Origin of the sequence: Mycobacterium sp., assembly GCF_019243155.1 — a bacterium.
In the GTDB taxonomy this organism is placed as follows: domain Bacteria; phylum Actinomycetota; class Actinomycetes; order Mycobacteriales; family Mycobacteriaceae; genus Mycobacterium.
This window is the reverse complement of record NZ_JAFAUS010000183.1, coordinates 1-12,043: the sequence shown is the minus strand read 5'-3', so window position 1 is coordinate 12,043 and position 12,043 is coordinate 1. Positions and strand designations below refer to the sequence as shown.

The 12,043-nt window shown below is 64.0% G+C and carries 9 protein-coding genes; 8 read left to right on the top strand and 1 reads right to left on the bottom strand.

The window, feature by feature from the left end; translation table 11 throughout:
• From JOZ00_RS08940 to JOZ00_RS08910, 7 genes are all read left to right on the top strand, one after another.
• Positions 1-273 (top strand): hypothetical protein (locus JOZ00_RS08940; RefSeq protein ID WP_293342648.1); only part of this gene is annotated, 273 nt, incomplete at its 5' end.
• Between the two features lie 112 nt (positions 274-385).
• Positions 386-3,379 carry a translation initiation factor IF-2 gene (gene infB, locus JOZ00_RS08935; protein WP_293342645.1) on the top strand — a complete coding sequence of 998 codons (2,994 nt, stop codon included), beginning with the start codon at positions 386-388 and terminating at the stop codon, positions 3,377-3,379.
• A 249-nt stretch (positions 3,380-3,628) separates the two neighbouring features.
• Positions 3,629-4,090 (top strand): FdtA/QdtA family cupin domain-containing protein, encoded by a 462-nt coding sequence (locus JOZ00_RS08930; protein WP_293342651.1) that lies wholly within the window; start codon positions 3,629-3,631, stop codon positions 4,088-4,090.
• Complete coding sequence (locus JOZ00_RS08925; RefSeq protein ID WP_293342642.1) at positions 4,087-5,214, top strand: DegT/DnrJ/EryC1/StrS family aminotransferase; 1,128 nt, start codon at positions 4,087-4,089, stop codon at positions 5,212-5,214. The genes JOZ00_RS08930 and JOZ00_RS08925 overlap by 4 nt, the downstream gene beginning before the upstream one ends.
• 387 nt (positions 5,215-5,601) lie before the next feature.
• Positions 5,602-6,447, top strand: a complete 846-nt coding sequence (locus tag JOZ00_RS08920; RefSeq protein ID WP_293342639.1) for a phytanoyl-CoA dioxygenase family protein — start codon at positions 5,602-5,604, stop codon at positions 6,445-6,447.
• Positions 6,444-8,090 carry a hypothetical protein gene (locus tag JOZ00_RS08915; RefSeq protein ID WP_293342637.1) on the top strand — a complete coding sequence of 549 codons (1,647 nt, stop codon included), beginning with the start codon at positions 6,444-6,446 and terminating at the stop codon, positions 8,088-8,090. The genes JOZ00_RS08920 and JOZ00_RS08915 overlap by 4 nt, the downstream gene beginning before the upstream one ends.
• Positions 8,091-8,431: 341 nt before the next feature.
• Positions 8,432-10,030, top strand: coding sequence for a glycosyltransferase 61 family protein (locus tag JOZ00_RS08910; protein ID WP_293342634.1), 1,599 nt, complete (start codon positions 8,432-8,434; stop codon positions 10,028-10,030).
• A 38-nt stretch (positions 10,031-10,068) separates the two neighbouring features.
• On the opposite strand, the gene JOZ00_RS08905 is transcribed toward JOZ00_RS08910, so the two are convergent.
• Complete coding sequence (locus tag JOZ00_RS08905; RefSeq protein ID WP_293342631.1) at positions 10,069-11,121, bottom strand: FkbM family methyltransferase; 1,053 nt, start codon at positions 11,119-11,121, stop codon at positions 10,069-10,071.
• A 679-nt stretch (positions 11,122-11,800) separates the two neighbouring features.
• On the opposite strand from JOZ00_RS08905, the gene JOZ00_RS08900 reads away from it, so the two are divergent.
• Positions 11,801-12,043: hypothetical protein (locus tag JOZ00_RS08900; RefSeq protein ID WP_293342628.1), on the top strand; the 243-nt coding region annotated here is incomplete at its 3' end.

Below are 12,043 nucleotides of genomic sequence, written 5' to 3'. Positions count from 1 at the left end.
TTCGAGCGGGTGATGGCGGCCATCCTCGCCGGCAAGGCGGCCTGGCTGGTGGAAGCCAGCGACGGCGGCCTCGACGGGCGGCGCAAGCTGCTGGCCGCCGCCGCGCGTTCCGAACCCCCTCCCAGGGTCCTGGCGATCTTCGGCTCGGCCGAATTGAGTTTGGCCATCGGGGCGGGGAATGTGATACACACGGCCTTCCTTGCGGGGCGGGACGCCGAGCGCTGGACATCCGATGTCGAGCGACTATCAGGCTTTCGCCCGCTTCTCCCTTGAGAGTGGGCGCGAGGAGCCCCGGGCGGGGCGGACGCTGATTCGGCCTTCCGTCCGGTCTTCGAGTTTTGGTTTGGCCGATCCTCCGGGTCGGCCGGTATAGTCAAGCGAGCGCATGACGGACGAGAACGACAACCGGCCGGGACGGGCCCCCCTCACGCTGAAGGCGCGCACCGGCGCCGTCAGCACCGGCACGGTGAAGCAGAGCTTCAGCCACGGCCGCTCCAAGACGGTCGTGGTGGAGACCAAGCGGCGGGTCGGGATCCCCCCGGGCGGGCCGCCGCCGGCGCCGGAGAAGCGGCCGGCGTTCGACGTGCGTGGCCCTGCGCCCGCCGCGCCGGCCCGTCCCGCGCCCTCCGAACCGCAGCCCGCTGGCGGCCTTTCGGACGAGGAGCGCCGGGCCCGCCAGCGGGTGATCGAGGCGCGGCTGGCGCAGGAGCGCCTGAACACCGAGCGCCGCCAGCGCGAGGAAGAGGCTCGCCGGCGCGACGAGGAAGCCCGCCGGCGCGCCGCCGAGGAAGAACGCCGCGCCGAGGCCGCCGCCGAAGCCCCGGCGCCGCCCCTGCCGACCCCCGCCCCCGCCCCTGAGCCGGCGATGGCCGCCGCCGGCCCGAGCCCGGCGCCGGCCAGGCCCCCGACCCCCCAACCCGCGCCCCGGTCCGAACCGATCCGGGCCCGCGCGCCTGCGCCCGCCGGCCGCGTCGACGCTCCGCGCGGCCCTGCCCCGGGCCAGACCCGCACCTACGAGCCGGGCCGCGACCGGCGCGACGAGCGCCAGAGCACCACCACCTTCCGGCCCGAGCGTCCGGGTGGCCGCGACGGCCGCGACGGCTTCGCCCCCCGGGGGCCGCGGCCGGAGGGAGGCTTCCCGCCGCGGCAGCCGCGCGAAGGCGGCGGCGGCCACCGCGAAGGCGGCCCGCCTCGGGCGCGCCCGGGCGAGACCGTCCGCTATTCCGCCCTCAGCCCCAGACCGGCCCCCAGGGACGGGACGGGACCGCGCGGCCCGAGGCCCCCTGGCGCGGGCCGGCCGCCCTCCTCGGCGCCGCCCTCAGGTCCCGAGTTCCAGCGCGCCGCCCGCCAGACCCCGAGGCCCGGCAGCCTCAACCTCGACCGCCGTCCCGACTTCGACGAAGAGGCCGAGACCCGCCGTGGCAAGGCCGCCCCCACCAAGGCGGTCTCCCGCACCAAGGGCGAGCCGAAGCGCCGCGAAGGGCGGCTCACCATCCAGGCCGTGGCCGGAGACGACGAGGACGCCGTCGAGCGCATGCGTTCGCTCGCCTCGGTCCGCCGGGCCCGCGAGCGCGAGCGCGAGAAGCGCAAGGGCGGCCAGGCCGAGCAGGCCCGCACCTCCCGCGACGTGGTGATCCCCGACGTGATCACCGTCCAGGAGCTGGCGAGCCGGATGGCGATCCGCGGGGTCGAGATCATCAAGTTCCTGATGCGTCAGGGGGTGATGGCCAAGATCAATGACGTGATCGATTCCGACACCGCCGAGCTGGTCGCCTCCGAGTTCGGTCACACGGTGCGCCGGGTTTCCGAGAGCGACGTGGAGGTGGGCTTCCTGGGCGCCGAGGACGTGGACGACCATCTGCTGTCCCGCCCGCCGGTGGTGACGGTGATGGGCCACGTCGACCACGGCAAGACGAGTCTCCTGGACGCGCTGCGCTCCACCGACGTGGCCGCCGGCGAGCATGGCGGCATCACCCAGCACATCGGCGCCTATCAGGTGCGGCTGGAGGGCGGCCAGCGGGTCACCTTCCTCGACACCCCCGGCCACGCGGCCTTCTCGGCCATGCGCGCCAGGGGCGCCCATGTCACCGACATCGTGGTGCTGGTGGTGGCCGCCGACGACGGGGTGATGCCGCAGACGGCCGAGGCGATCCAGCACGCCCGCGCCGCCGACGCTCCGATCATCGTGGCCATCAACAAGATCGACAAGCCCGACGCCGACCCGACCCGGGTGATCAATGAGCTGCTCCAGTACGAGATCGTGGTGGAGAGCCTGGGCGGCGACGTCCAGGCCGTGCAGGTCTCGGCCACCCAGAAGCTGGGCCTCGACGACCTTATCGAGTCGATCCTGGTGCAGGCCGAGATCATGGACCTGAAGGCCAATCCCGACCGCACGGCGGACGGGGTGGTGATCGAATCCAAGGTGGATCGCGGCCGGGGCGCAGTGGCCACCGTGCTCGTCAAGCGCGGGACCTTGCACCGCGGCGACATCGTGGTGGCCGGCGCCAACTGGGGCCGGGTGCGGGCGCTGCTCAACGAGCGCGAGGAGCAGGTCACCGAGGCCGAGCCCTCGACGCCGGTGGAGATCCTTGGCCTCGACGGCGCCCCCGATCCGGGCGAGCCCTTCGCGGTGGTGGAGGACGAGGCCCGCGCCCGCGAGCTCACCGAGTACCGGATCCGGGTGAAGCGCGAGCGCTCCATCGCCCCGGTGGCGGCCGGCGCCTCGCTCACGGAGATGATGGCCAAGCTCGCCGACAAGAAGGTCTCCGAGCTGCCGCTGCTCATCAAGGCCGACGTCCAGGGCTCGGCCGAGGCGATCGTGGGCGCCCTCGACAAGCTCGCCACCGACGAGGTGCGCGCGCGAATCATCCTGTCGGGCGCCGGCCAGATCAACGAAAGCGACGTGATGCTGGCCAAGGGTGCGAGCGCCCCGATCCTCGGCTTCAACGTCCGCGCCTCGCGCCAGGCCCGCGACCTCGCCGAGCGCGAGGGGGTGGAGATCCGCTACTATGCGATCATCTACGACCTGATCGACGACATCCGCGGCGTGCTCTCGGGGATGCTGGCCCCAATCCAGCGCGAGACCTTCCTCGGCAACGCCGAGGTGCTGCTGGTGTTCGACATCACCAAGGTCGGCAAGGTGGCCGGCTGCCGGGTGGCCGAAGGCCAGGTGCGCAAGGGCTCCAGAGTGCGGATCGTGCGCGAGGGCGTGGTGGTGCTCGAGCTCGGCGTGCTGCAGACCCTGAAGCGCTTCAAGGACGAGGTGAACGAGGTCCAGGCCGGCCAGGAATGCGGCATGGCCTTCCAGGGCTTCCAGGACATCAAGCCCGGCGACTTCATCGAATGCTTCAACCTCGAAGAGGTGAAGCGGACGCTTTAGGGGCGGCAACCCACAACGTCCCGATCGGGCGTCTGCCTCAGTCTCGCGACGCGGTCGGATGGTGGCCGTTGACAGAGACGGCGGCGCCCGCCGGCCCAGATCAACTCCGGATTCTCGCAATGGGGTCGCGGGCAAAACCGTGTAGTCTGCTGGAATGGCTCAGCCACGCGGTAGCCCACGCCAATTGACTTGCCTTATCCCGCTGCACTACCGGTTTACACGTAACGCGAGAACACGGGGTTGGATCAGGTGGATCATCGAGAAGCTCCACGCTGGCGATTGGTCGGACTGCCCAAGATAAGCGACGTTCGCGGCAACCTCACGGCCATCGAAGCGTGCATGCACGTTCCGTTCCCCATCGAGCGCGTCTACTATATTTATGACGTGCCTAGCGGCTCGACCCGCGCCGGGCACGCGCATCGCCAGTTGCAGCAGTTGTTCCTGGCGCTGTCGGGCAGCTTCGTGATCCACTTGGACGACGGGCGGACAAGGCAAAGCTTTGCGTTGAACCGACCGCACATCGGTCTCTACGTAGCGCCCGGAGTCTGGCGTACGATCGACGATTTCTCTGGAGGCGGCGTCTGTATGGTTCTTGCGTCCGCGCACTACACCGAAGCGGACTACATCCGATCATACGCAGAGTTCACCGAATTTGTCGGCCGAGGCGGGCCTTGCAACGCAGAAGCCGACGGGGGGCGCGACGCCGAATGAACGTGCCGTTCTTCAGCCTGGGGCGGCAGCATAAGGAACTCGGGCATGATCTCGGGGCCGCTGCGAAACGTGTGATCGCCTCCGACTCGCTGATCCTCGGTCCGCAAACGGCCAGATTCGAGGCAGAATTCGCCGCCTACTGTGGCGTGCGGCACGCGATTGGCGTCGGCAACGGTCTTGACGCCCTGACGCTCATTCTGCGGGGCCTCGATATCGGTCCCGGCGACGAAGTCATCGTTCCCGGTCACACCTTTGTCGCCACGTGGCTGGCGGTCACCCACGCCGGCGCGACGATCGTGCCAGCGGACATCGATCTCGGAACATACAACATAGACGCTGGCGCGGTCGCCGCTGCAATCACCCCGAGGACGCGGGCAATTATCGCCGTGCATCTCTACGGGCGACCCGTCGCCCTCGACCGCCTCGCCGACTTGGCCGCCGCGCACGGAGTCGCCTTGATCGAGGATGCGGCACAGGCCCACGGCGCCACCTGGCGAGGGCGTCGGGTCGGCAGTCTGGGCAGAGCCGCGGCCTTCAGCTTCTATCCGACTAAGAACCTCGGCGCGCTGGGCGATGGCGGTGCGGTAACAACCAACGACGTTGCCCTCGCCGAACGTGTACGGAGACTGCGGAGCTACGGCTCGGAAAAGAAATATTGTCATGAGGAGCAAGGCGTGAACTCTCGCCTGGACGAACTTCAAGCAGCGTTCCTGCTGGAGAAGCTCACCTTGCTCGATCGCAAGAATGCGCGGCGCGGCGAAATCGCACGCCTCTATGGTCAGCTGCTGTCGGGCTTGCCCGGATTGACATTGCCGTCGATGGACGTCGACGCGGAGGCTGTATGGCACCTATACGTCGTTCGCACCACCGGCCGCGCGACGATACAGCAGGCGCTGGCGCAGGACTGCATCGGCTCGCTGATCCACTACCCGCTACCCCCTCATCGCCAACCAGCATACTCGCGCACTCCTCTTGCGAATGCGCGGCTGCCCCGAAGCGATCTCGCAGCGGAGCAGGTTCTTAGTTTGCCGATGTGGCCGGAAATGACCGACGATGAAGTGGCGTTCGTGGCTGCTGCGGTTCGTCGCGCCGCAATCGAAGAATGCTCCTCAGCGGCCGAGTAGTCCGCCAGGGACGACCCCAACGGAGCCGGAAAAATTGCCACCCGCTTCCGAACACCGCCTGGATGACGAGACAAGCTATGGCGTGGCTGGCTACGAAGCCTTCCGCAGCTGGGCGCGGAACGAGCCGCCTTCACAATCGGCGGGCCGGATTTCCCAGATACCTATCGCGACGACCGGAGCCATGACATCCTGATGACATGCTTCGGCGCGACCTGCGTTGCAGGCGGCAGGGAGTATATGTTCTATAATGGCAATGGGTTCGGTCGTACGGGATTCGGCGTCGCATGGAGGCCCTATCGATCGTCGCCGGCCTTCCCTCTCGATCACCCTTGTCGGGTCCGACTTGATCGAAGCGAGGCTGGTACGCCACGCGGTGGATTGACTAAGATGAACAAATTCGGGGCTTACGGCGTCATCGAACCCACATTGGGACCGACCGCCAGCAACGGCCGGATCGCCGAAGACTTGGTCACGTGCGGTTATTCAATTTTGCCCGACGTGTTGTCGGGACCTCAGCTCGACGAGTTAAGCGAGAAGCTTGACGATATTTACAAGATGCAGTGCGCCGAAATCGGCGGCGAGCATCTCCTCGATGAGATCCTGGATGCCGATATTGTTAGGTGTCCGCTGGCCTATGACGGCGCGTTCTTGTCCCTCTCAGTTGTCCCCGAAGTCATTTCGGCGCTTAAGTCGATCCTAGGTGATAATATTGTTCTTCTTATGCAGAACGGGGTGATCAATAGACCCAATCGCATCCAGACTCAGACGCGGTGGCACCGCGATTTGAACTACCAACACTGGGTCTCGTCCGCGCCGCTCGCCATCAGCGTCCTCTTCTGTCTGCAAGATTTTAACCAGGAAACTGGGGGGACGGTGGTTCTCCCGTCGAGCCACAAGGCCCCGCACCTTCCATTACCCCACATGATCCAGGAGCATGAAACTCAGGTCGAGGCTCCGAAGGGCTCGGCGGTGATATTCGATTCTATGCTGTTTCACCGCTCGGGGATTAATCGTTCAGATCATATCCGCCGCGGCGTCAACCACGTCGTGGGACGGCCCATTCTGGCGCAACAGATCGACATCTCGGCGCTGCTCGGCCAGCCGCCGCCGGAAGATGCATGGTTGGCGGGCTATCTGGGATATCGATGGAAGCCTGCCGCGGACGTACAGGCTTGGCGGTGGCAGCGCCTGGAACAGCAACGGAGCGCCGCGGACCATGCGGAGCGCTCATGACTGCGTGGCGCAGTATCGACGAATTCTGTGACGCGGCACGTGCGACGGCATCCAAGGGCGACCTCAACAGCGCGCTGGAGATGATTGTTCGCTTCGTGATTACCGTGATCTCGCGGGATAGTTCCCTGGCTGAGGTATTCTCTTCTCCGGAACTTGACAGACTGGCGTTAGAACTTGGACGGCTTCCTGCCAAGTCAGAGTTCCAAGGGTCCGATGAAGACCAAGTTGTCTTCCTAGTAACGGGGATCGCCCCCACGGGCGGTCACAGCCGCGTCCTGCTCGACCTGATCGCCGCCGATCCCGCGGCCCGCGCCACAGTGCTCATAACGAACACTGAGCACGACCTGCGCCAGAGCGACGTGGAAGGGATGTTCGAATTCCATGGCGGCGCTGTTGAAGTTGCGCCGGTCGGAAACCTGGCAACTCGGCTGAGATGGCTCCAGCGGCGCTTAGCGAGTCTTAGGCCTGCACGGACCTACATCTTTACCCACCACTTTGACCCGTTATGCGTTGCGGCCGCTCAGCCTGAGATCAGCGGTCGTCTTTTTTACTATCATAACTGCGATCACTCCCTCGCGCTGGGGGTCCATTTACCGCACGGAACGCATATTGATTTCAACGGGAAGAGTTTCCACCATTGCAGACAGACAAAAGGTGTTAGTAATAACATATTTTGGCCCCTGACGGCCCAAGTCAGTAAGCATCGCGCCGACCTTCCTTTTTTGACGACGGGTTCGTTGATCACCTGCACCTCGGGTGGAATAGGCAAGGTTGACAATGAACATCTGTACGAGAGAATTCCATATCTATATAGCTACTTAAAGATTGTTCCGCTGATTTTGAACTCAACAAGTGGAAGGCATATCCATATCGGAGATCTACGCGATTCCATGATCGAGGAAATCACGGACGGGCTTGCTCGACGTGGCATCCCAGCGGAGAGCTTTGTGCACGTGCCCCGCGTTCCGAACCTGGCCGAAGCCATGATCGACCTCTCGGTGGATGTTTACATTGGGTCATTTCCGTCAGGTGGCGGCCGAGCAACCGTCGAAGCAATGGGGGCGGGACTACCGCTGATCCTTCACTCGAATTATCGGTCGGTCTTCTTCTCCGATGTCTGGGAGGCCTATGCGGGCGCGCTTCATTGGCGAACGCCGCCTGAGTTGGAAGAGTGCCTGCGCGCGCTCACGCCGATGGTGCTGAAGGACCACGCGAGAAGATCCCGCAGGCACTATGAAGTTCACCACACGCCTGAGGCGCTTCGCACGGCCGTGCTGGGAACGCTTGCGGGCGATACGGTAACGCCGCCGCCGGCACCATCATACCAACCCAATGCGCTGCAGAGTTGGCTCGACCGAAAGGTGGCGGTCGACATCGAACTCGAGGGCCTGCACCGAGATCGACAGGTGTGGCAGGATAGGGCCGCCCACCACGAGCAGAGAGCCTGCATTGCGGAGCGCAGCGCGACAGACAACTATGCAAGGGCGGAAGCGCTTGCAGTAGACCGCCAATACCTCATCGAAGAGCGCATCGCTCTCCGTGAGACCTTCGCGTGGCCGATCTTCACTTTCATCGAGCGACAGACCCGCAGCCTGACACGGCTCAAGCAGGCTCGGCGCAGGCGTTCGCAGGAGAGCCCCTAGTGCACCGCAAGCTGTGGCGAATGGCCGTCGCATGATGCATAGGTCCAAGTGTCTGTGCGCAGAGGGTTGCCATGCCTGAGGCGGGGCTGAGCGCGTCTTCGGCGCGCGGCAGGGTGATTGAAGCGCTATACCGACCTTTTCATTTCTTGATCGCTCTTTTGACAACATTGTGGGTGGCCATCTTCTTGCCGCCATCAATGGATCGGGTACAGTTCATCCTCCTAACCTGCAGGCGCTATAGGCTGGGTGTCGGGAAATCTGTTAGATTATCAAAGCGAGAATATCTTAATTTTCACGAGAGACATCCGCGGAAGTACTACCCGGGTAGGATATCCGTAAGATTGTTTGCCGCCGATTTCATGAAGCAGTCTGGCTTCCACCAACAGTCTAGGCGCATATACGAACGCGCGACCCATGACGACGCTCTCGCCTACGACGCGCTGTGCGCGCTTGCCGATCTCCTGCTCGCAAGGCGTCGGTGGGCCCTGGAATTTGCCGCCTACTCCTCCCGGCACCTAGTCAACGATCCATGGAGATTCGGGGAGAGGCCGCAAGGCGATTGGCGGGATGACGACCCGCAAGAAGCGGAGGCCCTCCTGAAGCGCGCATGCGCTCTAGCGCCCGATGACGACCGCGCGCCATGGCTACTAGCAATGCTGTTCGCTCTGGAAGGCAGGAAGGACGAAGCCGTGGCGCAACTGGACGTTCTCGAGCGGGTTCGTCGCCAGGACGCCGAGTCTGACCTGGGACACCTCAAGATGAAGTTGCTGTTCCCGCACGACGCGGAAGCCGCGGTATCGCTCGGCAACAAACAGTTGAAGGGATGGCGCGACGAAAGGGGATCCGAGTGGCGTGTCAGCGCTTTGAAGTGTGGAACCAGCGAGGAGATCGGCGCTACCAGCCCGCCAAGGATCGACCGTGTGATCGGGCCGACTGAGCTCAGGTTGGAAACGGGATTTGCCGTTGGCGGCGTTTTCAAGAGCTATGCAACCGAACTCTCATTTCCACCCGCAAATGTCACCCTTTGCGACAACGCTATCCTGCTACCACTTTACGGTACGGCTATCGCGGAAGGCAAATACCTGCTTCTCGACACGTTTCACATGGATCGCGTCCACGTTGAAGTCTTTACGCCTTTCGTGCGGACGGTAAACGGTGAGAATGCTCTTGTCTGCATGCCTGAACCACTCATCAGCGAACTCCAGAAGACGGTCTTTATCGGCAACAACGCAAATTACTTCCATTGGCTTTTGGAAGATCTTCCCCGCTTGCTCGTGCTGGAAGGCGCAGGGGCTCTGAAGGACCGCCGCTTGCTTCTCGACGAGTCGACAAAGCCTTGGCAGCTCGACCTCTTGTCACGGCTAGGGATCGAGCGTGAGCAGCTCGTTTTCGACAATTTTACCCATCCACTGGCGTGTCGGGACATTGCGCTTCCCTCGCGGCTCTCATCGAGGGGCGTTTGCCACCCTCACGCGGTCCATTTCTTGCGCGACCGCCTGCTCCCGAGCGGTGGCCCAATCACCGCGAAACCCGGCAAGAGATTGTTCCTGACCCGCAAGAGTGTGCCGGGAAGGTCGATGATCAATGCTGACGAGGTCACACACCATTTTCGGCGCGCCGGCTTCGTGTTCGTAGATCCCAGCGCGCTGAGCATCGACGAGCAGATCGACCTCTTCGCAGACGCCGAAGTGATCGCCGGACCGGCGGGCGCGGCCTTGACGAACCTCCTATTCGCCCCAGCCGATGCCCGCCTGATCCAGCTTGGATCGACCGACTCCTGCGGCGAAACATTCACAAGTCTCGCCGCATGCATCGGACAGCGCTCCTGTGGCTGCTTCGGGCGCGGATACCCGAGAACGTTCTTTCGCTGGATCTGGACGAACTACGACTTTCACATTGACACTAAAGACCTGGATCTTTGCTTCGAGCAAATGCTTTGAGGCCCATTCTGCGCTGCCATCGACACGCTGACGGGCGGTCACCGCGGGAGCGCATAGATCATCAGGTCGGAACCGTCGTGCCCGTGGCTTCGCAACGTGAAGCTGTAGCTGGGATTCATGGCGTGAATCTGCTGCGGTATCCGCCACAGATCGTCGGGGCGGTGATAGACCGAGATCGCTAGCGCTACATGACCGGCGCGAATCAGCCGTTGTGCGCCGTCGATGGCAGCGCTTTCAGCCCCCTCGACGTCAAGCTTGCAGATAACTTTAGGGGAGCCGCGTTCTTCGGCCAGTTGATCGACCGTGACCGTGACAACTTCGTCGGCGCCGTCAGCGGCGAGTCGTGAAGCTTGGCGCGCACCCCCTTTGAAACGCATCGTACCCGGCTTGTCGGCCAACGCGGCATTCGCGCCGCTGAGCTTCGAGCGAAGTGGTTCTTCGCAAGCCGCAATCGTGCGCAACAGCCCCGCATAGTTGGCGGGGTCCGGCTCAACCCCCAAACCGAAAAGAAGACCTGCGCTGAACCGATTGGTGAGGTGTGTTATGGTGTCGCCTGTGTAGGCGCCCCCATCGATGAGGCCGAATTCGAACCACCCCGGATTGAAGTCGCACCCCAGGGGCGCCGGGTCCGGAAGTGCCGCGAAATCCAGGCGAAGCCGGAACTTCAGGTGGCCGAGCAACTCCTGCTTTGAACGGTCGTCCCGCAGACGACTTGCCAGCCACTCGATCTCGCTAGCCGATTCGAGTAGGTCGGAGGTCGGACCCAGCCAATAGAAAGGCAACTCTTCCTTAGCGAAGGCTCGCAGGAACTCGAACAACGAAATTGAGCGGTAACCGAGTGCCGTGATCCGTTCATTGAGCGTCCGGTAACTGACGGCCGGTGAGTAAATCGAGCAAATAACGACGCTTCGAGCCCCATCGGCCGGAGCTACGGGACGGACCGGAAGCCCACTGACCATCGCTCCAGACTTCTCGGGTGTATCATCCAGGAACCCGGCGGGGCGCAGCCCTCGGAGACCGAGAATCCGCGCCACCATCCTTCCATTCTGGCCCGCGCCGAAAATCAGAATTTTATCGGCCGACTGCAGCATGACGCCGATTCGTTCGAGCTCCTCGGAAGCTCCCGAGGCTAGGACGGCACGGCAGTCGCACAAAAAGCCGCCGGATATCGGACTACTCAATCGGGCTTCTCTCCTTGGTTCAGCGCGATCATGCCACGACTGCGCCCAAATATCCGCCAGCGACACGGACTCTTGATGGGCCAATTTCGAAGCCGCAACGATTTTCGGCCCCCAACTCGCCGATGCACTCGTCAAAGGCGGCGATAATCTCCTTGAACCGTTTACCGATGCGCCGCGCCAGCGACTGCACGCCCGAGCCGGCCGTCGATCTGCCCGAGTTGCATCCGGCCGGCGTCCTGCTATTGCCCTGCCGGTCTGGATGGCTCCCGGATTTTTATACAGCAGCGACAGTGCGCTCGGACGATCCAAGACGCGGCGAAGCTCGGCGCGCAATCGACGTCGTTGGATATGTGGAAGTTTGAAGGGTAGCGCCCCCATTCGAGAATCGGACGAGCGTAGTCCACTTCCGCATTGAGCATGCAATGCCACGCCCGTCATCAAACCAGGCTCCGATTGCGGCGCCTTGGAAGCGACGGTACGGCGTGTGTGATCGCGACCTCGCGCACGCTGCCCAACGCCACTAATGAGGACGTATAAGTGACGAGTCCCTGAGGAGCCGCCGAGGCTGAGAGTCCTCATCATCTCCAACATGTTCCCGCCCGAGGTTGTCGGGGGCGCCGAGATCATCGCGCACCGCCAGGCGCTGGCGCTGAGGGCGCGGGGGGCGGAGGTGGCGGTCATGGCTGGGGGGCTGCCCCGGCCGGATTTCCCGCGGGGCGCCTGGGTCCGGGAAACCGTGGACGGCCTGGCGGTCCACCGGCTGTCGATCCGCTCGATGGAGCCGGACGCGAACTTCCATTCGCCGGCGGCGGCCGAAAGGCTGCGGGCGCTG

What these genes read in the sequence shown, in the direction of transcription:
- infB (WP_293342645.1), top strand. Translation starts at nt 386, where the DNA reads ATGACGGACGAGAACGACAACCGGCCGGGACGGGCCCCCCTCACGCTG.
- JOZ00_RS08925 (WP_293342642.1), top strand. Translation starts at nt 4,087, where the DNA reads ATGAACGTGCCGTTCTTCAGCCTGGGGCGGCAGCATAAGGAACTCGGG.
- JOZ00_RS08920 (WP_293342639.1), top strand. Translation starts at nt 5,602, where the DNA reads ATGAACAAATTCGGGGCTTACGGCGTCATCGAACCCACATTGGGACCG.
- JOZ00_RS08915 (WP_293342637.1), top strand. Translation starts at nt 6,444, where the DNA reads ATGACTGCGTGGCGCAGTATCGACGAATTCTGTGACGCGGCACGTGCG.
- JOZ00_RS08905 (WP_293342631.1), bottom strand. Translation starts at nt 11,121, where the DNA reads ATGCTGCAGTCGGCCGATAAAATTCTGATTTTCGGCGCGGGCCAGAAT.